General features: G+C 72.5%; 21 protein-coding genes and 1 pseudogene. 5 read left to right on the top strand and 17 right to left on the bottom strand.

Going from position 1 to position 18,601, the window contains the following annotated elements; genetic code table 11:
• The first annotated feature begins 1 nt into the window (after position 1).
• On the top strand, positions 2–364 hold the full coding sequence (locus tag ABD350_RS01830; RefSeq protein ID WP_344345702.1) for a 5-carboxymethyl-2-hydroxymuconate Delta-isomerase: 363 nt from the start codon (positions 2–4) through the stop codon (positions 362–364).
• Positions 365–373: 9 nt separating this feature from the next.
• On the opposite strand, the gene ABD350_RS01825 is transcribed toward ABD350_RS01830, so the two are convergent.
• The 7 genes and pseudogenes from ABD350_RS01825 to ABD350_RS37910 all read right to left on the bottom strand — a co-directional run.
• Positions 374–1,063 carry a TetR/AcrR family transcriptional regulator gene (locus ABD350_RS01825; protein ID WP_344345700.1) on the bottom strand — a complete coding sequence of 230 codons (690 nt, stop codon included), beginning with the start codon at positions 1,061–1,063 and terminating at the stop codon, positions 374–376.
• A gap of 36 nt (positions 1,064–1,099) precedes the next feature.
• Complete coding sequence (locus tag ABD350_RS01820) at positions 1,100–2,152, bottom strand: PDR/VanB family oxidoreductase (RefSeq protein WP_344345774.1); 1,053 nt, start codon at positions 2,150–2,152, stop codon at positions 1,100–1,102.
• 5 nt (positions 2,153–2,157) lie between these two features.
• The gene (locus ABD350_RS01815) at positions 2,158–3,036 is read right to left on the bottom strand and encodes a metal-dependent hydrolase (protein WP_344345698.1); all 879 of its coding nucleotides are present in this window, start codon (positions 3,034–3,036) and stop codon (positions 2,158–2,160) included.
• A gap of 70 nt (positions 3,037–3,106) precedes the next feature.
• The gene (locus tag ABD350_RS01810) at positions 3,107–5,020 is read right to left on the bottom strand and encodes a hypothetical protein (RefSeq protein ID WP_344345696.1); all 1,914 of its coding nucleotides are present in this window, start codon (positions 5,018–5,020) and stop codon (positions 3,107–3,109) included.
• A 159-nt stretch (positions 5,021–5,179) separates the two neighbouring features.
• Complete coding sequence (locus ABD350_RS01805; RefSeq protein ID WP_344345694.1) at positions 5,180–6,454, bottom strand: VanZ family protein; 1,275 nt, start codon at positions 6,452–6,454, stop codon at positions 5,180–5,182.
• A 92-nt stretch (positions 6,455–6,546) separates the two neighbouring features.
• Complete coding sequence (locus ABD350_RS01800) at positions 6,547–6,954, bottom strand: hypothetical protein (protein ID WP_344345692.1); 408 nt, start codon at positions 6,952–6,954, stop codon at positions 6,547–6,549.
• Between the two features lie 247 nt (positions 6,955–7,201).
• Positions 7,202–7,739 (bottom strand): annotated as a pseudogene (locus ABD350_RS37910) (transposase); the annotation flags it as partial.
• Positions 7,740–7,859: 120 nt separating this feature from the next.
• Between ABD350_RS37910 and ABD350_RS01790 the strand changes: the two are divergent.
• Positions 7,860–8,252 (top strand): hypothetical protein, encoded by a 393-nt coding sequence (locus tag ABD350_RS01790; RefSeq protein ID WP_344345690.1) that lies wholly within the window; start codon positions 7,860–7,862, stop codon positions 8,250–8,252.
• Positions 8,253–8,327: 75 nt separating this feature from the next.
• Here the strand turns inward: ABD350_RS01790 and ABD350_RS01785 are convergent, their stop codons facing one another.
• The 8 genes from ABD350_RS01785 to ABD350_RS01750 all read right to left on the bottom strand — a co-directional run bounded on the left by ABD350_RS01785 (position 8,328) and on the right by ABD350_RS01750 (position 15,798).
• Positions 8,328–9,812: a DUF1996 domain-containing protein gene (locus ABD350_RS01785; RefSeq protein WP_344345688.1), complete on the bottom strand. Its 1,485-nt coding sequence runs from the start codon at positions 9,810–9,812 to the stop codon at positions 8,328–8,330.
• Between the two features lie 135 nt (positions 9,813–9,947).
• Positions 9,948–10,601 (bottom strand): LuxR C-terminal-related transcriptional regulator, encoded by a 654-nt coding sequence (locus tag ABD350_RS01780; RefSeq protein ID WP_344345686.1) that lies wholly within the window; start codon positions 10,599–10,601, stop codon positions 9,948–9,950.
• Positions 10,586–11,863 (bottom strand): sensor histidine kinase, encoded by a 1,278-nt coding sequence (locus tag ABD350_RS01775; protein WP_344345684.1) that lies wholly within the window; start codon positions 11,861–11,863, stop codon positions 10,586–10,588. Before ABD350_RS01775 ends, ABD350_RS01780 begins: the two co-directional genes overlap by 16 nt.
• 51 nt (positions 11,864–11,914) lie before the next feature.
• Positions 11,915–12,943, bottom strand: coding sequence for an NAD-dependent epimerase/dehydratase family protein (locus tag ABD350_RS01770; RefSeq protein WP_344345682.1), 1,029 nt, complete (start codon positions 12,941–12,943; stop codon positions 11,915–11,917).
• 61 nt (positions 12,944–13,004) lie between these two features.
• Entirely contained in the window at positions 13,005–13,595 is a 591-nt protein-coding gene (locus tag ABD350_RS01765) for a winged helix-turn-helix domain-containing protein (RefSeq protein ID WP_344345680.1), read from the bottom strand.
• A 118-nt stretch (positions 13,596–13,713) separates the two neighbouring features.
• Positions 13,714–13,836 carry a hypothetical protein gene (locus ABD350_RS01760; protein ID WP_267925127.1) on the bottom strand — a complete coding sequence of 41 codons (123 nt, stop codon included), beginning with the start codon at positions 13,834–13,836 and terminating at the stop codon, positions 13,714–13,716.
• 285 nt (positions 13,837–14,121) lie between these two features.
• Positions 14,122–15,153: a glutamine synthetase gene (gene glnII / locus ABD350_RS01755; protein ID WP_344345676.1), complete on the bottom strand. Its 1,032-nt coding sequence runs from the start codon at positions 15,151–15,153 to the stop codon at positions 14,122–14,124.
• 276 nt (positions 15,154–15,429) lie between these two features.
• Positions 15,430–15,798: an ArsC/Spx/MgsR family protein gene (locus ABD350_RS01750; protein WP_344345674.1), complete on the bottom strand. Its 369-nt coding sequence runs from the start codon at positions 15,796–15,798 to the stop codon at positions 15,430–15,432.
• Positions 15,799–16,018: 220 nt separating this feature from the next.
• Between ABD350_RS01750 and ABD350_RS01745 the strand changes: the two genes are divergently transcribed.
• Positions 16,019–16,333, top strand: a complete 315-nt coding sequence (locus tag ABD350_RS01745) for a hypothetical protein (RefSeq protein WP_344345672.1) — start codon at positions 16,019–16,021, stop codon at positions 16,331–16,333.
• A 41-nt stretch (positions 16,334–16,374) separates the two neighbouring features.
• On the opposite strand, the gene ABD350_RS01740 is transcribed toward ABD350_RS01745, so the two are convergent.
• Positions 16,375–17,115, bottom strand: coding sequence for an alpha/beta hydrolase (locus ABD350_RS01740; protein WP_344345670.1), 741 nt, complete (start codon positions 17,113–17,115; stop codon positions 16,375–16,377).
• Between the two features lie 193 nt (positions 17,116–17,308).
• Here ABD350_RS01740 and ABD350_RS01735 point away from each other — a divergent pair, with 193 nt between their 5' ends.
• A complete protein-coding gene (locus ABD350_RS01735) occupies positions 17,309–17,584 on the top strand; it encodes a hypothetical protein (RefSeq protein ID WP_344345668.1) in 276 nt (91 codons plus the stop codon).
• Positions 17,585–17,649: 65 nt separating this feature from the next.
• On the opposite strand, the gene ABD350_RS01730 is transcribed toward ABD350_RS01735, so the two are convergent.
• Entirely contained in the window at positions 17,650–17,907 is a 258-nt protein-coding gene (locus ABD350_RS01730) for an SCO2583/SCO2584 N-terminal domain-containing protein (protein ID WP_344345666.1), read from the bottom strand.
• Between the two features lie 159 nt (positions 17,908–18,066).
• On the opposite strand from ABD350_RS01730, the gene ABD350_RS01725 reads away from it, so the two are divergent.
• Positions 18,067–18,555: a hypothetical protein gene (locus ABD350_RS01725; RefSeq protein WP_344345664.1), complete on the top strand. Its 489-nt coding sequence runs from the start codon at positions 18,067–18,069 to the stop codon at positions 18,553–18,555.
• The last annotated feature ends 46 nt before the right edge of the window (positions 18,556–18,601 follow it).

Genomic DNA, 18,601 nt, shown 5'->3' with positions numbered 1-18,601 from the left:
CATGCCGCAGATCACCATCGACTACTCCGACCTCATGGAGGACGCCTTCGACCGCGAGGGCTTCGCGCGGGCGCTGCACGAGGCCACCGTGGAGATCGCGGCGGCGAGGCCGGAGGCGTGCAAGACGCAGTTCCGGCCGAGCGCGTTCACGGCGTTCGGGTACGACGACCCCGGGGCGCGCGGGCACGCCGTCGCGCACGTGACCTTCGGGCTGCTCGCCGGGCGCTCCGAGGAGACGAAGGCACGGCTGACGGAGACGGCCGTGGAGCTGCTGCGCAAGCATGTGACGGGCGGGGCGTTCACCCTGCACGCCTCCGCGGAGGTCCGCGATCTCGACCCGTCGTACCGGACCTCGGCAGGGTAGGGCGCCCGCTCAGGAGACGAGCGTGATGAGCCGGCCGACCAGCACCGCGAAGGGGCCGTCGGCCGGCTCGTCCTTCACCATCGTGCGCAGCAGCCCGGCCATGTCCTCGTCGTGGGCGGCGCCGACGGCGGCCAGCGCGGCGAAGTCGTGCACGAGCTGGACCTCCAGCTCGGCGCGCGGCACCCGCCGGCCCTCCAGCCAGATCAGCGCCGTGGACTCGGCGAGCGAGATCCAGGAGCGGACCACCAGCTCCAGCCGCGGCGACGCCTCTCGCACACCCAGGTGCGACAGGATCTGGTCGTAGGCGGCCTGCCGTACGGAGTCGATGAGCGCGTTGGTCGCCGAGGAGCCGACCGCCGGGCCGCCGCGCAGCAGTGCCGAGAAACCGGGGCCGTGCTCGTCCACGAAGTCGAAGTAGCGGCCCATCACCCGCAGCAGCCGGACGCCGAGCGGGCCCTCGCGCGGCTCGTCGAAGCGGCTCGCCAGATCCTCCGCCGCCCGCTTCAACGCGGCCTCGTACAGGCTGAGTTTGCCCGGGAAGTAGTGGTACACCAGCGGGCGGGAGATGCCCGCCGCCGCGGCTATCTCGTCGATCGAGACCTCGTCGGGCGAGCGTTGGCTGAACAGCTCCAGGGCGACGCCGATCAGCTGCTGGCGACGCTCCTCGACGCCCATTCTGCGGCGCACCCCGGTCCTCATACGAACACCTTACCGAGCGGATTCGGCCGCCGGTGATCACATGTCGAGCACCAGCCGGTCGCTCCGGGCCCGGGACACGCAGATCAGCATCGAGTCGTGCCGTTCGGCGTCCGTCAGCAGCTCGTCCCGGTGTTCGACCTCGCCCTCCAGCACCCGCTGCTGACAGGTGCCGCAGAAGCCCTGCTCACAGGAGTACGCGGCATCGGGCAGCACCCGGCGTACGGCGGCCAGCACGCTGGAGCCGGCCGGGACGTGCACCGTGCGCCCGCTGCGGCGCAGTTCCACCTCGAACCCGGTGTCCGCGCCGGCCGCCGTACGCGGCGCGAACCGCTCCAGGTGCAGGGTGGCTCCCTCGGGCAAGGCCCGCTCGACGGCCGCCATCAGGCCCTCGGGGCCGCAGCAGTAGACCGCCGTGCCCGCGGCGGTCCCCGCGAACAGCCCGGCCAGGTCCGGCCGCCCGTCCTCGTCCTCGGCGACGACCGTCAGCCGGTCGCCCGCGAGCTCGGTCACCTCCTCCAGGAACGGCATCGACGCCCGGGTCCGCCCGCCGTACAGCAGCCGCCACTCGGTGCCGTCCGGCAGGGCCCGCAGCATCGGCAGGAGCGGGGTGATGCCGATGCCGCCGGCGACGAAGACGTAGGCGGGCGCGGCGACCAGGGGGAAACGATTCCTCGGTCCGCGCACCTCCAGCTCCATGCCCTCGGTGAGCTGCTCGTGCACCTCGCGGGAGCCGCCCCGGCCGTCCGCCACCAGCCGGGTGGCGAGGGTGTAGCCGGAGGTGTCCCCGGGGTCCCCGCACAGGGAGTACTGCCGGACGAGTCCCGAGGGCAGTACCAGGTCGACATGCGCCCCCGGCTCCCAGCGCGGCAGACCGCTGCCCTCCAGGCGCAGCCGTACGACCCCGTCGGCGATGGTCTCGTGCGCGGTGAGCAGCAGCCGCTGCGGCCGGGTGCGGCCCTGGCCGGAGACCGGCGGGTCCAGGGCGGGCAGCGGCCACAGCGGCGAGCTGCGCACGCGGCGGCGCAGGGCCCGCCGGGTGAGCAGGGCGGCGGCCGTGGCGCCCGCGACCAGCGCGGCGGTGCGCGGCATCGGTGTCACGCCGCCCTCCGTTCCGCCGCCGTGGCCGCGGGGGAGGCGGCCAGATAGGCGAGCGCCTGCTCGGTGTCGCCCTCCTGCGAGGGGTGGTAGGCGCGGCTCAGATAGCGGGGTATGGACCGCAGCATGTCCCCGGTCCCGGGCAGCAGGCCCCGCCTGCCCCGGTCGTGGAAGTCCCTGAACGTGGCCTTGCCGTCGGTCAGGGTCGGATCGTTCGCCATGAAGAACCGCGCCCCGCGCTGCCACAGGAACACCAGTGCCGTGAAGGCGGTGGCCCAGGTCCGCACCCGCCGCCGGTAGCTTCCGTCGAGGTGCTCGAACAGCTCGAAGGCGACCGAGCGGTGCTCGACCTCCTCCGCGCCGTGCCAGCGCAGCAGGTCCAGCATGACCGGGTCGGCGCCGCGCCGGTCCAGCTCCCCGGCGTTCAGCACCCAGTTCCCGAGGAACGCCGTGTAGTGCTCGATGGCCGCGATCAGCGCGATCCGCTCCAGCAGCCACCACCGGCGCGGCCTGCCCGGCGGCAGGGTCCGGTCGCCGAGCAGCTTCTCGAAGAACCAGTCGACCTGCGCGGTGTACGGCGTCGGGTCGAGCCCCAGCTCCCGCAGGCGGGGCAGTACCTCGTCGTGCGCCTGGGAGTGCACGGCCTCCTGACCGATGAAGCCGATGACATCCTCGCGGAGCCGGTCGTCCCGGATCAGCGGCAGCGCCTGCTGGTACACCCGCACGAACCAGCGCTCCCCGGCGGGCAGCAGCAGGTGCAGCACATTGATGGTGTGGGTGGTGAAGGGATCCCCCGGCACCCAGTGCAGCGGTGTGTGGTCCCAGGAGAACGACACCTGGCGTGCCTTGAGCGGCACCCGGGCCTGCGTATTAGACATGGCGTCAATGTACTGACGGGTAGCGCGGCTGAGAACCCCCCGCGCCCCACCTTGTCCGATGCCGGTGCCGCTAGCGCAGGCGGCCGATCTCCCGTCCGTCCGCCGACACGCCCCTCAGCTCGGCCCGCGCTCCCCGCTCGGCCCGCGCCACCAGCAGCGGCCCCGGCCCGGACGCGGTCACCCCGCCCGTGGCCTCGATCGACGCCGTGTCCTTGCTGCCCGCCGCCAGCAGGTACCAGTTCCCGGCCGCCGACTTCCACAGCACCCCGGCCAGCACCCGCGGGTCACGCGGCCCGCAGGCCGGGACGTCCGCGCCCTTGGCGACGACCGCCCCGGCCGCCCTGCCCGGCGCCCGGAACTGGGCCAGCGCGGCCGTGCCGTCCCCGCGCCAGGTCTCCGCCCGGGTGCACACCCAGGTGGCGGAACCGGTGCCGTCGGGCAGCGGCTGCTCGGCGAACGTCCAGGCGTTGACACTGCGGACGCCCGCCGCGCGCCCGGCCGACAGCGAGCAGGCGAACGGCGCCCAGGTGCGCAGCCCCCGCGCGCCCGAGGCGTCCTCGGCCGCGCCGGGCCGGCCGACCGTCAGCCGGGCCGGGACCAGCTCGCCGAGGTCGGTGCCCAGATACGTGCCGGAGGCGTCGGTCAGCTGGAGCACGGTCCACGAGGCGCAGCCGCCGGACTGGACGGCGGGGCTGGCCAGCGGCCCGGTCACGCCGTCGGCGAGGGGGAGCGGTACGGCCGCCGAGTCCGGCTTCGTCAGATCCCGCTGGGCCGCCTTCGTCACCCAAGGAGCGGTCAGGAAGCGCACGTTGGCGTCGGAGCGGCCCAGCACCAGCGCGCTCGCCCCGGCGCCCGTCGCACCGTCGACCCGGGCGAAGTCCAGCGCTGCGCCCTGCGTGCCGTCCTTCGGCTCGGCGTAGCGGGCGATGCGCAGGCCGTCGTAGAGGAGCACCACCCGGGCGGCGTCGACCTCGCCCGCGTACAGCAGCTGGGGCGGGCCGGCCGGGCCGCCGGTCTGGGTGCCGGGGGTCGCCGAGACCCGGACGCTCCCACCGGGGCGGGCCCACACGGCCAGGGCGCGGCGCAGCAGGGCCCGGTCACCGGTGAGCGGGCCGCGCGCGGGCCACACCGAGAAGCCGGCGCGGTCCGCGGTCCGCCAGGCGCCGGGGGCGGCCCGGGTCAGCCTCCCCGGGTCCAGGGCGGCCTCGGCGGCGGGGTTCCCGGCGTACACGGGCGCGGCGGCGCCGTCCGGGCCCCAGCCGTCGCCCGGCAGGGCGACCAGCGCGGCGCAGACCGCGAGCGCGGCGGCGGCGGCGAAGGCGGCCTTGGTGTGCTGGCGGCGGCGCATCAGATCGGTGGGCCGCGCCTGGAGCGTGCACGGGTCGAACTCGGGGGACGACAGCAGCCCCGGATGCGCGGGCACACTGTTCGCCGAGGTCAGCGCGCCCCCCGGGTCGGACACCCCGGCCGCCTTCAGCAGTTCCCGCACGTCCGCGTCGGGCAGCTGCTCCAGGCCGCGCAGCGCATAGGCGGCGCGGGCCGGACCGGACAGGGCCGACAGCCGCTGCTCCAGGGCGAGCGCGTCGGCGCCGCCGGAACGCGGGAACAGCCTCAGCCCCCACACCTGCGGCAGCGCCGGCGGCAGCTGGGCGAGGCGGGGCAGGCCCCTGCGGGGGCGGGCCGCCGCCAGGGCCATGTGCAGCACCCGCTCGCGCAGATAGGCGTACCCGGGGTCGTCCGCCCGGCCGCCGCCCTGGGCCGGGATCGGGGCCGGCTGCTTGCGGCCCCGGGGCAGCGCGCGCTGGGCGAGGGCGTGTGCGGTCAGCACGCGGCGGCCCCGGCCGAGACCCGGTGGCAGCACGAGATAGGCGAGCCGGACCAGCCGGGGGTAGTGCTCGGCGAGCACGGCCTCGGCCTGCTCGACGTCGGCCGGGCCGGGGCCGGCGGAGGGTGCGTGGCGCTGGGAGAGATCCTGTGACTGCACGCCCGGAAGAACGAGCGAGCCGGTGGACGGTCACCGCCGGACCCTGTCGCCGGACACCCGCCCGCCTCGCGCCGCCATGCGCCTGAGAACCGGGCGCGGCTACGGCGACGCGGCAGCCCTTCCCAGAGGTCGATCCCCATCTCTCGAAGCACCTGGTCGTCAGTAGGGGGCTACGTTGCCCTGGGGGATCCGATGACCGGTAACGGCATCAATGAACACGTCACCGCTCTCGACGCCCACCATCCACACCGGCCGCCACCCATGATCCTTGACCTTCTGAGCAATAAGTACCGCGCCTTGCACGGTGTGACCCGTGTATGCCTGTGCAAGCTTCGAGGCCTCATCCTTTGAAACGGTGCTCTCGGGTAGCTGGGGATCCTTCACGGCGCGGGCGGTGAAATTGAGGATGCGACCGCCCGAGGTCACCATGACGTTCAGCCGCATGGGCATCATCACGCCCTTGCTGTACCGACGGTATATGAACGCGTAGACCGCAGTGTTGCCGGACCCGCTGACGTGGACGGTTAGCCTCGCCCCATGGACCTCGGCAGGGAACCAACGCTGGACGAAGCGAGTTGAGACCTGTTGGGCCTGATGCTGGTTCAGAGAGCCGGCCTCGGCCTTGTTGTCCGCGAAAGCGGCTTCTTCCAATTTCTTCGCGGGCCACCATCCGGAGATCTCACCCCGATTGGTTTTTGCTGACACCAGCCCACTGCGCTTCGATACTTCGGTCTGCTCGACCCGAGTGCCCTTACCGAAGACATATGTAGCGGCGTCGGTGATCCAGGTGTCTGCACCCTCAATAGCCCGCTGGTCGGCTTCAAACCCCGGGCGCTCTGTCAGCGGGATATAAGGAGTGATGGACGAATGGAATACGCCGATCAATGCGGTAGATCCCGTAACGGCGAGAGCTATTCCCCAGAGCGCATCGCGCTTGCCTCTCCATATGCATCGTCCGGTACGCCACAACCATACGGTCGCTGCCGCCGCTCCAAGTAGAGCCCCGATGGTGTTGGCTGCGAGATCTGTCGCACTGCACGAGCGCCCCATTGCGCCCTCCGCCTGGATGAGTTCGACAAGGCCGCTTCCAACTGCCGCTACGGCAACGGCGGTCAGGTGACGACGAAAGATCAGACCGGCGAAGAAGGGGGCCGGGATGAACAGAGCGATGTTCAGCAGCGCACTTGAGGAGGTGAACATCTGAGGGAACGGCGAACTCAGGTCACACACTGCTCCTCCGCCGACGGGTCCTCCGCCGGTGGGGAGCAGTGTCACAGCCAAAACACCGGCAACGCAGACGGAAAGAAGTACACGCACCGTGACCGGCTTCTCCCGCACGCGTGCGATCAGCCCCGTCGGGATCGCCAGGATCGCAGCGATCACTACGAAGGAGATGAACAGTCCGGGAACGGCCTGTATAGACGCGTCGATCAAGTGAGCAGCGACCCTTTCACGATAAGCAGCGAGAGGAGACGAGGAAGGAGTCCGTCGCGCCGGACTCCTTCCTCATATGATCACCGGGAGGATCAGCAGAAGCTGACATGTGGCGTGTAGTACTTGCCCGTGCTTGCGTCCATCAGACCCACTGCCCAGCAGTCCGGAGCGTACTTGGCTATGGACTTGGCGCCGAAGGAGTGCGAGATCGACTGTCCTGCGGACACCGCCTTCTCCTTGTCGCTGAATTGAGCGTTGCTCGTTTCCATTTTAAGAGTGGCGTAGACCTTGCTGCCGCCGCTCTTGTCGTACTGAGTAGCGCTGTAGAAGACGCTGGAGTTACCGTCGATGACGGAGCCGTTGCGTGCCTCGAACTTCAACGTGCCGTTGGACAGCTTGGTGCTTGTGGTACCCCCGGTTCCGGCGAAGGCAGTCGCAGTACCCCCGAAAACCAGCGCCGTGGATACGGCGACGATGGTTAAAATGCGGCTGGAAGCCATGTGAGGTTCCCTTCTGGCAAAGCCCATTGCTGGGCCAAGAGTGGTCGCCGGAGAGTCTAGCCATGTTCATGATCTACGCATGCCATTTTTGGCCAGGTTGATATCGGCTCTGGCATGTCGCGGTGGCAGGCGGGGCAGGCTCCGGTCCAGACCGTGAAGAGTGGCTGAAGTTCGCGGGCGACTTGGTAGGGATTCAAGCCGGCGCCGACCCTTTTGCGGACCGTGTGATATGCCGGAGGGTGCGGAAGGAGAGCCAGAACTCGACGGGTTCGGGTTGGTTGGCGGACCATTCGGCCACCAGCCGGTGCACCGGGAGGTCGGGGCCGTCGGCTTCGCGGTTCTCGTATCCGGCGGGACGGATCCGCAGGGCCACGAGTCGCGAGTACATGCGCTTCAGATCACCGCACCGGCCGGGCAGCTTGCTTGCTAACCGCGATGACCAGCTTCTTCGCCGTCTGGGCCGGCCCGGGACAGACCGGCCGGGGCCTCGGGACCGCGACCGACCTAGGGCGGAGTATGCGGCCGTGCCGTTTCCGGGTGCGCGGTGGTCGTGGCGGAGATGCCGACCACATAGTTCAAGCCGCGTTCTTCCGAACCAGCCGAAGGGCTGCCGCGTCGCCGTAGCCGCGGTCGGCGACGACGAGCGGGACATCGATGCCCCATGACCTGGTCTCGTCGGTCATGTCCAAGGTCGGCTGCCACTTCTCGACATGGCCGATGTCGGTCGGGACGCCCCACGTGGTGCGGCGGGCCGCCTTGCCCGGAGACGCCTTGGGCGAGGCGGGATGTCGGTGCGCTCCCTCGCGCGCGTGCGCGTTGCGGGGCGCCGGAGTGAGCGCGCCGGGCCCGGGAGCCGTATCCGTGGGGGCCGGGGCCTGCCCGGCATATCAGGACCGGAGGGACAGATGAGGGTGACGCGACTCGTGCCCGCCGTGGCCGTACTGCTGGCGCTGGCGGGCTGTGGCTCGGGTGGGGACACCGGCCTGGTGCCGCCCGCCGCGGCCGGCAGCCTGGAGGAACTGGCCGCCGAGGTGAAGTGCGTACCGGACGTGCAGACCGACGCCGACGAGCTCCGTCAGGCCGTCTGCCGTACGGCACGCGGGCGGTTCGTCCTCGCCACCTTCGCCACCGACCGGGGGCAGCGCGAGTGGGTCGATGACGCCAAGGACTACGGCGGCCACTATCTGGTCGGCCGCAAGTGGGTGGCCGTGGGCGACGACGGGGTGGTCCGGGCGCTGCGCGGCACGCTGGGCGGCGAGCTGGAGGCGGGTACCGACCACCGCGCGCACGGCGGCTGAGCCGGTCGCGGGCAGGGCGAAGGCCGGTGACGAGGGGGACGTCACCGGCCTTCGGTCAGCTGGCCGTGGTGGGGGTCACGCGCAGTTCCGACCGCGGTTGAGGCAGTCGGCGATCCTGTCGGCCAGTCCGTTCCGGGTGACGCCGATGAAGTCGTCGTGGTCGGTGGCCGGCTTGTGCAGCTGCTCGGGGAAGCCGTCCACCGCGTAGGCGTTCCGCACCTGCCCGTTCCGGATCACCGGCGGGGGGACGGCGTAGACGAGGCGCATCGTCAGCTGTGGAATCGCCTTGAACCCGTTCGGGCAGACCCCACTGGCCGGGTCGGCGAAGGCCACGTGCGTACGGTGGTTGGCGCTGTCGGTGTTCCGCCCGTCCCAGCAGCTCTGGAAGGCGAAGGAGCGCACCACCTTGCTGCCCTGCGGACAGATCGGGTACCGCTCGGTGAGCTGCACCTTGTCCTCGAAGCCGGTGCAGCTCCAGTGCGCGTTGGCGTTGGCCGGGCCGTTGGTGGTGGCCTTGGCGTCACCGGTGATGATGCGCAGGAACCGGGGCATCGCGACGACCTTGGCCGCCGGGCTGCCGACGTACGTGATCTCGGCCTGGGCCGGGGTCAGGATCCGGCCGACGTTGCCCTCCTTGCCGCCGCCGTCGGCGTTCTGGTCGAAGTCCCGGGTGCCGTCCTGGACGCGGAGCACCGGCCAGTAGTACGACGACAGGTCGTCGCGGTTCCGGCAGCTGGTGCCGGCCTGGAGGAGCGTCCGGTTGTCGGAGAAGGCGTCGACGTCCTGGTTGCCGACGTAGTCGTGCAGGTGGTGCGCGCCGTTGGCGACACCGGGCGCCACGATCACGTTGTCGGTGTTGTGGTTCTTGTTGGCGTTCACCCCGCAGCGGGTGGTGAAGGTGCCCGTCGAGGCGTTGCCGGTCCGGCGGGGCTTGCCCTGGACGTTCGGCGCGACCTTGGTGATGTCCACGAAGTCCGCCGCGACGGGGCCGTTGCCGGCCTGCCCGCCGATGCCTCCCCGCTGCCCGCCGTCGTCCTGTTGCCGCCCCCCGTTTCGCTGTCCGCCGCCCGCGTCGGTCCGGTTCGCGCTCCGCGTGGTGCAGGGGGCGAGCTGTTCCAGGGTGCTGTCGAAGGATCCGCCGGCCCGTTGGACGCCGATCCTGATCCGGACGATCGTCGCCGCCCGCTTCTCGCCGAGGGGGCCGACGATCGCGTTCCGCACGAAGCCGGGATCCTTCGCCTGCGCGTCCCGGGTCGAGGCGAGCCGGGCGTACGCCTCGGTGATCTGCCGGTCCAGAGCGGCCAGTTCCCGCGCCACGCCCTGCCGGGCCGGCTCCGGCACGTTCGTCAGCCGCTGGCCGACGTCCGGGCAGGACACGGTCGCCACCTGGGCCGTCGCGGCCTTGGTCCGGTCGCCTCCCCAGGCCCGCTGGTCCGGCTCGTGCGCCGAGGCGTGGACGTTCGCCCAGACCAGCCCGCCCCCGCCGAGCGCTAGGGCCGCCGCCGCGGCGATGGCCTTGATGGCCGGCGGCGTACGGCGTTTTCGTGTGTTGCGTCCCATGGAACTCCTCTGACGTCCTTGCGGGGCGGCACGGAGGCGCCCGACAGGAGTGAAGCGGCGCCCTTCCATACGGACGCCGCCCCGAAGGTGTTCACCGGTCCCGCGAATCTCCTCGGGGAGCAGCGGAGCCGACGGTCAGCGGTCCCGGTCGAGATAGGCGAGCACCGCCAGGACGCGCCGGTTGTCGTCGTCCGAGACCTCCAGGCCGAGCTTGGCGAAGATGTTGGAGGTGTGCTTGGCGATCGCCCGTTCCGTCACCACGAGCTGGGCCGCGATGCCCGCGTTGGACCGGCCCTGGGCCATCAGCTCCAGCACCTCCCGCTCCCGCGGGGTCAGCCGGGCGAGCGGCCGGTCAGCGGCCGACCGCCGGGACAGCAACTGCTGGATCACCTGAGGGTCCATGGCCGTACCGCCCGCCGCCACCCGCCGTACGGCGTCCACGAACTGCTCCGCGTCGAACACCCGGTCCTTGAGCAGATAGCCGATCGCCCCGTCGCCGTCGGCGAGCAGCTCGCGCGCGTACAGCTGCTCCACGTGCTGGGAGAGCACCAGCACCGGCAGCCCGGGCCGGGCCCGGCGGGCGGCGAGCGCGCACTGCAGGCCCTCGTCGGTGTGGGTGGGCGGCAGGCGTACGTCCACCACGGCCACGTCCAAAGTCGACTCCTCCAGTGCCTTGGCGAGTTCGGGCCCGGACTCGACGGCCGCCGCGATCTCGAAGCCGTAGGCCGTCAGCATCCGCACCAGCCCGTCGCGCAGCAGGAAGAGGTCTTCGGCTAGGACAACACGCACGGGATCTCCATGGTCACCATGGTGGGACCGCCGGCGGGGCTGCTGACGGCCAGGACGCCGTCGAATGTACCGAGCCGGCGCTCCACCCCCGCGAGCCCCGAGCCGGCCCCCGCCACCGCGCCGCCCCGGCCGTTGTCGGTGACCGTGAGCCGCAGCCGGCCGTCGGTGTGGTGCACGTCGATCCAGACCCGGTCGGCGCCGGAGTGCTTGACGGCGTTGGTCAGCACCTCGTTGACCGCGAAGTAGGCGGCCGACTCCACCGGCGCCTCCGCGCGGCCGGACAGCTCCACGTCCACCTCCGCCGGCAGCGGCAGCCGCAGCGCCAACGCCCGTACCGCGTCGCCCAGTCCGCGTTCGGCGAGGACCGGCGGATGGATGCCGCGCACCAGGTCGCGCAGCTCCTCCAGGGCCTCGGCGGAGTTCCGGCGGGCCTGCGCGATCAGCTGCTTCGCCGCGGCCGGGTCCCGTTCGACCAGCATCTCGATGGTCCCGAGGTCCATGCCCATGGCGACCAGCCGGGCCTGCGCGCCGTCGTGCAGGTCCCGTTCGATCCGGCGCAGCTCGGCGGCCGAGGTGTCCACCGCGTCCCGCCGGGTCTCGGTCAGCACCCGCACCCGCTCGGTGAGGTCGCCCCGGCCGCCGCCGAGAACGGCCCGGGTGAGCAGGAAGTGCGCGGTGAGCAGCCGGGGGGTGAAGCGGTGGGCGACCACCAGCAGCACGGCGGCGAGGGCGCCGGCGAGCAGGGCGGTCGCCTGCCCGGTGACCGGCACGAACGCGTACCAGTAGGTGTCGTCCGGCCCCTGTACGTACGCCCGCCACAGCCCGGCCGCCACCAGCAGCCCCTGCACCGGGAAGAACAGCAGCACGGCCGGGAGCAGCGCGGTGGCCGTGCCCGCCGTCATGTCGGTCAGCAGCCACAGCACGTCCCGCCAGGTCTGCGGGTCCCGCAGCAGGGTGACCGTGCGCGTCCACGGGCCCGCCCCCGGCGGAACGGGCCGGTAGACCACCGGGATCACCACCCCGCCCCACTCGGCGGCGAGACGGCGCCGCGTCTTCGCGTACCCGCGCACCGCGCCGAGCACCGGGGGCACCAGGAACAGGCCGAGACCGAGCGGGAGGAGTTCGAGGGACATGACGGTGAAGGCGAAGCACAGCACCGTCACCGGCGGCATCGCCAGGGCCAGGACCAGGCCCTGTACGGCGGCCAGCACCGCCTGCCGGGTGCGGGTGCGGAAGTCTTCCCGCGGGACGTCGGTGTTCATGGCGCCAGTCTGGCCGACCCGCCGGGCCCGGTCACGGGGCGGAACCCCACGTCAGGGGGTGGTGCCAGGTACACCTCGGGCAAGCCCCAGCACCTTCGCCTCCACCTCGGGGTCCAGGCCCGGAGGGTGGCGGTCCGGCCGCAGCGGCCCTCTCCCGCCGAGGGCGCTCAGCCGGCGCCAGGTGTCCGCGACCGTCTCCGCCACCGGCCGGCACACCAGCCCGGTCGCCACCGCCCGCGACACGTCCGCGCCGTGCACGGCGCCGTGCGTCTCGCCGCCCGGCGGCATCCACACCGGCAGCTCGGTCCACGGCTCGATCCCGGCGGCCAGGATCGTCTCCGGGTCGGTCCAGCGCAGCTCCGCGTCCGCGCCGGTCGCCCGCACACAGGCGTCGAGCAGCTCGCCCATGGTGGTGTGGCCGGGCGGGCTCACCAGGTTGTACGGCCCGCCCAGGCCGCGTTCCAGCGCGCCGAGCAGCCAGTCGGCGAGGTCGCGGGCGTCGATGTACTGCAGGGGCAGTTCGCGCGGGCCGGGGGCCAGGACCGGGCCGCCGCGCGCGATCCGGGTCAGCCACCAGGGCAGCCGGCCCACGTTCTCGTGCGGGCCGAGGATCAGCCCGGCCCGCACCAGCAGCGCGTCCCCCGCGCCGAAGGCGTCGACGGCGGCCAGTTCACCGCCGCGCTTGTCGGCCGCGTAGTCCGTGGCGCCGGCGTCGGCGGCGCCGGCGACCAGCGGGGCGTCCTCCGCGGCGCCGGGCGGCCAGGGCCAGGCGTACACCGACCGGCTGGAGACGTACGCGTACCGCCCGGCGCGGCCGCGCAGCAGCCGGGCCGCCTCGTGCACGGCGCGCGGGGCGGCCGACCAGGTGTCCACGACGGCGTCCCAGTCACCGTCCGCGGTGCCGGTGGTGAGCGCGGCGAGGCCGTCGGGAGCGGTGCGGTCGCCGTGCAACGACCGTACGCCGGGCGGTGGTTGGTGCCGTCCCCGGTGGAAGACGGTCACCTCCCAGCCCCGCCCGAGCGCGGCCTGGACGACGGCGCGCCCCACGAACTCCGTACCGCCCAGCACGAGAAGTCTCATGCCGGTGATCCTGCCCGGTCCGGGGCCGTGGGCACGCGGGACTCTGCCGAGGGCAGAACGGTCAGCGGGCGGCCGGCGGGCTGTACTTGTAGCCGACCCGGCGCACGGTCTGGATCGACTTGCGGTGCCGGTCGCCCAGCTTGCGGCGCAGCCGGGCGATGTGCACGTCCACGGTGCGGCCGTCGCCGACGTGGCCGTAGCCCCACACCGTGGTGACCAGCTGGTCGCGGGTGTGCACCCGGTGCGGGTGCGCCACCAGATGGGCCAGCAGCTCGAACTCCAGGTAGGTCAGGTCGAGTTCGCGGCCGTCGACGCTGGCGGTGCGCCGCACGGGGTCGATCCGCACCAGCGGCTCGGTGCCGGCCTCCGCCCCGGTGCGCGCGGTCTCCCGCTCCGGCTGGTCGGGGACGGCGACCGGCAGGAACGGGGGCCGCTGGTCGGCGGGGACCAGCACCAGGTAGCCGACCATCGGCGGCTGGCCCGGCAGGGTGGGCAGGGTGTGCTGCGGCGCGGGCAGCCAGGTGGCGCCCGGCGGCAGGAAGTCCGCCACGTGCACCGCCTCGTCCCGGTCTACGGCGCGCAGCCGGTGCCGGGTGCCGTTCGGGGCGGGGGTGGGCAGGGTGGCGGTGGACAGGGAACGGGTGGTCGCCATGAGAGGTCAGCTCTTTCGCGCGAGGAGTTCGTCGGGAGGAGCGGCGGACCCGGTTCGTGGTCGGGTGTCGCCGGCGGACGTACGTCGTTTCGCGCTGGCCGAAGGCCGGGGTACGGCTTTAGAGGGCCCGCGCGTTCATCGCGGGGCGACACACACGGTCGAAGTCGTGGTGCTGACGGGAAGGCCAGAACGGCTGGAGGTCGTAGCGACCCGTCGCGGTGATCTGCTGGATGCTGGCCATGCTCCCATTGAAGCAGAGCCGTGCGGCGGGCAGGAGCCTCCTCTCACTGCTTGGACGCTTCCTCGGTGTGACAGCGACGTGACAGCCCCTCATGACCCGGGCTTTCCGCCCTGGTCACGGGCCTGGAGCGGGGTGGGGCGGTCCGGAACGCCGTCTCACATTCCGGACGGCACGGTGGGGCCGGCCACCACGGCGGCGGCCGTCGGCCGCCCTCCGGAGCGGCGCGCGGATACGCGACGGGGGCGCCCGCCGTGACGGCGGACGCCCCCGAGGACGCGGGACGGATCAGACCTGGCCGGCCTTCTCCAGCGCGGTGCAGCAGGTGTCCACCAGCAGGCGGGTCACCACGTACGGGTCGACGTTCGCGTTCGGGCGGCGGTCCTCGATGTAGCCCTTGCCGTCCTTCTCGACCTGCCACGGGATGCGCACCGAGGCACCCCGGTCGGAGACGCCGTAGGAGAACTTGTCCCACGGGGCCGTCTCGTGCAGACCGGTCAGGCGCTCGTCGATGCCGGCGCCGTAGTTCTTCACGTGGTCCAGCGGCTTCGAGCCCTCGCCGAGCGACTCGCAGGCGGTGATGATGGCGTCGTAGCCCTCGCGCATGGCCTTGGTGGAGAAATTGGTGTGCGCGCCCGCGCCGTTCCAGTCGCCCTTGACCGGCTTGGGGTCCAGGGTCGCGGAGACACCGAAGTCCTCGGCGGTGCGGTACAGCAGCCAGCGGGCCACCCACAGCTGGTCGGAGACCTCCAGCGGGGACAGCGGGCCGACCTGGAACTCCCACTGGCCGGGCATGACCTCGGCGTTGATGCCGCAGATGCCGAGGCCCGCCTTCAGACAGTTGTCGAGGTGGGCCTCGACGACGTTCCGGCCGAAGATCTCGTCGGCGCCGACACCGCAGTAGTAGCCGCCCTGCGGGGCCGGGAAGCCGCCCTCGGGGAAGCCGAGCGGGCGGGAGCCGTCGAAGAAGGTGTACTCCTGCTCGATGCCGAAAATCGGCTCCTGCGCGGCGAACCGCTCGGCCACCTCGGCCAGCGCGGCCCGGGTGTTGGTCGGGTGCGGGGTCAGGTCGGTGTCCAGCACCTCGCACAGCACCAGTACGTCGTCGCCGCCGCGGATCGGGTCCGGGCAGGTGAAGACCGGCTTGAGCACGCAGTCCGAGGAGTGGCCCGCGGCCTGGTTGGTGGAGGAGCCGTCGAAGCCCCACAGCGGCAGCGCGTCGAGACCGGCCGGGGCACCCGTGATGACCTTCGTCTTGGAACGGAGCTTGGCCGTCGGCGCGGTGCCGTCGATCCAGATGTACTCAGCCTTGAAGGTCACGGGGGCCACATCCTTCGGGGGTGGGTCGGGCGCAACCGCCTGCGCGGGTGCCGCGTTGCTGCGGCAGGGGGCGCCGCTCGAACTGCGGGCAGCCTGTCAACAGGCGGTTTCCCGGCCATTGCCCGGATGTGAACCCCGTGTTACCTGGCGTTCGTGTGCCGAGGCTCACGCGGTGAGGCGCCGCGGTCCCGGCCGCGCGGGTTGCGTACGACCCGGGCCCTCCCCGTCCGCCGCGGTGGACCTCGCGCACCGGACCCTCGACGTGAACGGGAGTCGTCAGCGCTTGCTGTGGGACAGGGCCTCCCGTACGGCCTCCTCGCTGCGGGCCACCAGCGTCGTGCCGTCGTCCGCGGTGATGATGGGCCGCTGGATGAGCTTGGGGTGCCCGGCCAGCGCGGCGATCCAGCGGTCCCGGGCGCCCGCGTCGCGCGGCCACTCCTTCAGCCCCAGCTCCTTGGCCGCCGCCTCCTGGGTGCGGGTGATGTCCCACGGTTCGAGCCCCAGCCGGTCCAGTACCGCCCTGATCTCGTCCTCGCCCGGCACGTCCTCCAGATACCGCCGCACGGTGTACTCGGCCCCCTCGGCGTCGAGCAGGGTGAGCGCGCTACGGCACTTCGAGCAGGCGGGATTGATCCAGATCTCCATGGGCGACACGGTACGCGGTACCGGCTCTGTTCGAATTCACGACACCTCGGGGGCCTCATCACCACCACCGGTGACAGGGCGCCAATTTCCGGTGTGAGCTGCGGATTCACTCCCTTCCGGAGCCGACCGATTGTCAGTGGCCGCCGGTAGACTTGAAGCAGTGTTCGAGACCGGGCGCCGGGCCGCCGGCGACCGGTCTGACCGCGACAGGAGGATGCCTGTGCCCGCTGCCGCCCTCAAGCCGAAGCCGTTGCCGACCCAGTCCACCGCCCAGCACCCCGTGCTGTTCGACTCGCCCTACCAGCCCGAGGCGAAGCGACCGCTGCCGGCCGGACGGCCGCGCGAGTGGTACGTCACGCACAACCGGCGCCTGAAGGCCATGCGCCTGGCCATAGCCCTGCTCGACTCCGGGATCTACCTGCCGGACCAGGCGCGGAACGAGACGATCCGCGGCACGGCCGAGCGGATCGGGATGCGGCCGCCCTCCGACACCACGTGTCACATGGTGCGGGCGCTGATGCGCTACTCGCGGTGAACCGTGTGCCGGGTGCCCCGCGCGGGGCACCCGGCACACCGTCAGCGAAGGGGCGTGTCCGCGCGCCCGTCCAGGCCCGCCAGCAGCTCCGTCACGAACCTCCGACGGTCCTCGGCGTGGTCGCGGAACCACAGCCCCAGGATGTGATCGGCGTCCGGGAGGTCGAGGCGGGTGAACCGGGCGCGCGCCGACAGCGCCTCCTGTACGGCCTGTGTGACCGCCGCCGGGACGATCGTGTCGGTGCCCGGCACCGCCAGCACCGCCCGGCCCCCGTACGCGCGGAACGCCTCCAGGGCGGGGGAGTCCCGCCAGGTGTCCGGGGTGCGGATCAGCCGCGAGAACCGGCCGTCGCCGGTGCCGAACGGCAGGTCCCAGGCCTCCTCGGCGTAGACGGCGGGCGCGCACAGCCCCACGGCCGCGACCCGGGGCCCGTAGTGCCGTACGAGATCCGCGACCGTCTGCCCGCTCATGCTGAACCCGATGACGATCAGCGGATCGTCCGCCGGGGCGTGCGCGTCCAGCACCGCCACCGCCTGCTCGTACCGGCGGCGCAGGCTCGACTCCGCGAGCGCGCCCGTGCTCTCACCGTGCCCGGAGAAGTCGAAGGCGAGGGCGCGGCAGCCCCGGTCGGCGAAGTCGGCGAGGAACGGCAGCAGCCGCTCCTTGCTGCCGTTGCCCGCGCCGTGCAGCAGCAGCGCCGTGGCCCGGCCGGCCGGTCCGGCGCCCGCCCCGCTGAGCCGTTCACCGTCGTACGCGTAAGTGAAAGTGGAGAGTCGGTCCATACGGGCCATTCACTCACGGCGCCCTTCCGCGCCGGCGACACTCCCTCGAAACCGCCCGGGGCGCGGGGAGGGCGAGCTGTGAGGGGCGCGCGGAAAACGGGATGCGCCGGTGATCGCGCCCTCCCTACGCTGTACGTACGGAGACGAAACAGACACGCTCCGCTTCCCCCGACTCACCCCACGGAGGTCCGTCATGCGTGGCATTCCCGCGACCGGGACCGTGGTCCTGGTGACCCTCGGAATCGGAAACCATCTCTGGTGGCTCGCCGCGGTGGCCCTGCTGTACCTGTACGCGACACACGGCCGCGGCACCCCCGGCACGGCCCCGCCCGCCTCCGCCCCCGGCGCCCCGCCCGACACCTACCGGGCGTACCGGGAGCGCCGGGACCGCCAGGCCCGCTGGGAGCGCCGCTACCGCCGCGAGCGGCCCTTCGAGACCCGCCGGCAGGAGCGGGAGGAGACCCGGTGAACCATGGGCGCCCCCGGCCGTCACAGGCCGGGGGCGCCCCGCGCGTCCCCGCGCACCGGTGCGGATCAGTAGGGGGACCGCATCTGCGCGTACCCCAGCAGCGCGATCACCGCGGCCACGCAGCCGAGCACCACGGCCGTCGACACCCAGGAGGACCGGCGCGGGCGGGCCGGCCCGGGGTCGGCACGGAAGGGTGCCGGCTCCGGCGGATTCTCCTTCCAGCGCGCGGCGAGCATCCGGGCCCGCGCGGAAGGCTCCTTGTGCTCGGCCGAGTTCACCCACGCGTGATCGAACTCGCGCTCCCAGTCGTCCTGTTCCGCCATCCCCGTGCAACCTCTCTCGTCCGGAACTCCGGAGGCATGATCCTCCGACAATAGGAAGTCTGGGAAGCGGGAAAGGTTGCACGGGAGCAGCGGCCGGTCGGCGGTGGGCGGGCGCCCCCGGCCCCTCGACAGGTGGGTCGGTGTTGAGAAACTCCGCCCATGGGATCGTGGGGAACCTTGGGGCCGGCGCTGCTGTCCCTCGCGGGGGTCGTGCTCGGCGCGGGCGGGTCGCTGTTCGGCCAGTACCTCGTCTCGCGCGTGAGTGCCCGACAGCTCGAAGTCCAGGAATCAGCCGCCCACCGGGCGGAGCTCAAGGAGGCGGTTCTGCGGTTCGTGAGGATCGCGCTGCAGGTGGAGAAGGCCGCGCTCACACGCTCGGACGCCGGCGGTGCCGCGGCCGATTCCGAACTCGGCCGGCTCGTCGACGATCTGTGGCTCGCCCAGGCCGAGATCGACCTGTCGGCCAGGAGCGAACCCCTGCGAGGCGCTGCCTACCGTTACGCCTTCCGCCTCGCCGAGGCGGCCCGGGACGGGGTGGCCGACGCGTCGGCGCTGCGCGGGCCGCAGGCCCGGTTCATGGACGCCGCGTACGGCGACATGTGGCCCGGCCGGGGACGGGCGGAGGGCGATCCCGGCGCACCTCGGTGAGACGGTCGCGGTGGGGCGGGACACAACACCGGACCCCGTCACTCAC

The sequence above is a fragment of the Streptomyces nogalater genome (genome assembly GCF_039532885.1).
Taxonomy (GTDB): domain Bacteria; phylum Actinomycetota; class Actinomycetes; order Streptomycetales; family Streptomycetaceae; genus Streptomyces; species Streptomyces nogalater.
The sequence above is the reverse complement of the archived record's forward strand: the minus strand, read 5'-3'. Positions and strand labels throughout refer to the sequence as shown.

What these genes read in the sequence shown, in the direction of transcription:
- ABD350_RS01775 (WP_344345684.1), bottom strand. Translation starts at nt 11,863, where the DNA reads ATGAACACCGACGTCCCGCGGGAAGACTTCCGCACCCGCACCCGGCAG.
- ABD350_RS01830 (WP_344345702.1), top strand. Translation starts at nt 2, where the DNA reads ATGCCGCAGATCACCATCGACTACTCCGACCTCATGGAGGACGCCTTC.
- ABD350_RS01770 (WP_344345682.1), bottom strand. Translation starts at nt 12,943, where the DNA reads ATGAGACTTCTCGTGCTGGGCGGTACGGAGTTCGTGGGGCGCGCCGTC.
- ABD350_RS01725 (WP_344345664.1), top strand. Translation starts at nt 18,067, where the DNA reads ATGGGATCGTGGGGAACCTTGGGGCCGGCGCTGCTGTCCCTCGCGGGG.
- ABD350_RS01820 (WP_344345774.1), bottom strand. Translation starts at nt 2,152, where the DNA reads ATGCCGCGCACCGCCGCGCTGGTCGCGGGCGCCACGGCCGCCGCCCTG.
- ABD350_RS01760 (WP_267925127.1), bottom strand. Translation starts at nt 13,836, where the DNA reads ATGGCCAGCATCCAGCAGATCACCGCGACGGGTCGCTACGACCTCCAG.
- ABD350_RS01815 (WP_344345698.1), bottom strand. Translation starts at nt 3,036, where the DNA reads ATGTCTAATACGCAGGCCCGGGTGCCGCTCAAGGCACGCCAGGTGTCG.
- ABD350_RS01825 (WP_344345700.1), bottom strand. Translation starts at nt 1,063, where the DNA reads ATGAGGACCGGGGTGCGCCGCAGAATGGGCGTCGAGGAGCGTCGCCAG.
- ABD350_RS01800 (WP_344345692.1), bottom strand. Translation starts at nt 6,954, where the DNA reads ATGGCTTCCAGCCGCATTTTAACCATCGTCGCCGTATCCACGGCGCTG.
- ABD350_RS01750 (WP_344345674.1), bottom strand. Translation starts at nt 15,798, where the DNA reads ATGGAGATCTGGATCAATCCCGCCTGCTCGAAGTGCCGTAGCGCGCTC.
- ABD350_RS01730 (WP_344345666.1), bottom strand. Translation starts at nt 17,907, where the DNA reads ATGGCGGAACAGGACGACTGGGAGCGCGAGTTCGATCACGCGTGGGTG.
- ABD350_RS01785 (WP_344345688.1), bottom strand. Translation starts at nt 9,812, where the DNA reads ATGGGACGCAACACACGAAAACGCCGTACGCCGCCGGCCATCAAGGCC.
- ABD350_RS01740 (WP_344345670.1), bottom strand. Translation starts at nt 17,115, where the DNA reads ATGGACCGACTCTCCACTTTCACTTACGCGTACGACGGTGAACGGCTC.
- ABD350_RS01735 (WP_344345668.1), top strand. Translation starts at nt 17,309, where the DNA reads ATGCGTGGCATTCCCGCGACCGGGACCGTGGTCCTGGTGACCCTCGGA.
- ABD350_RS01765 (WP_344345680.1), bottom strand. Translation starts at nt 13,595, where the DNA reads ATGGCGACCACCCGTTCCCTGTCCACCGCCACCCTGCCCACCCCCGCC.
- ABD350_RS01790 (WP_344345690.1), top strand. Translation starts at nt 7,860, where the DNA reads ATGAGGGTGACGCGACTCGTGCCCGCCGTGGCCGTACTGCTGGCGCTG.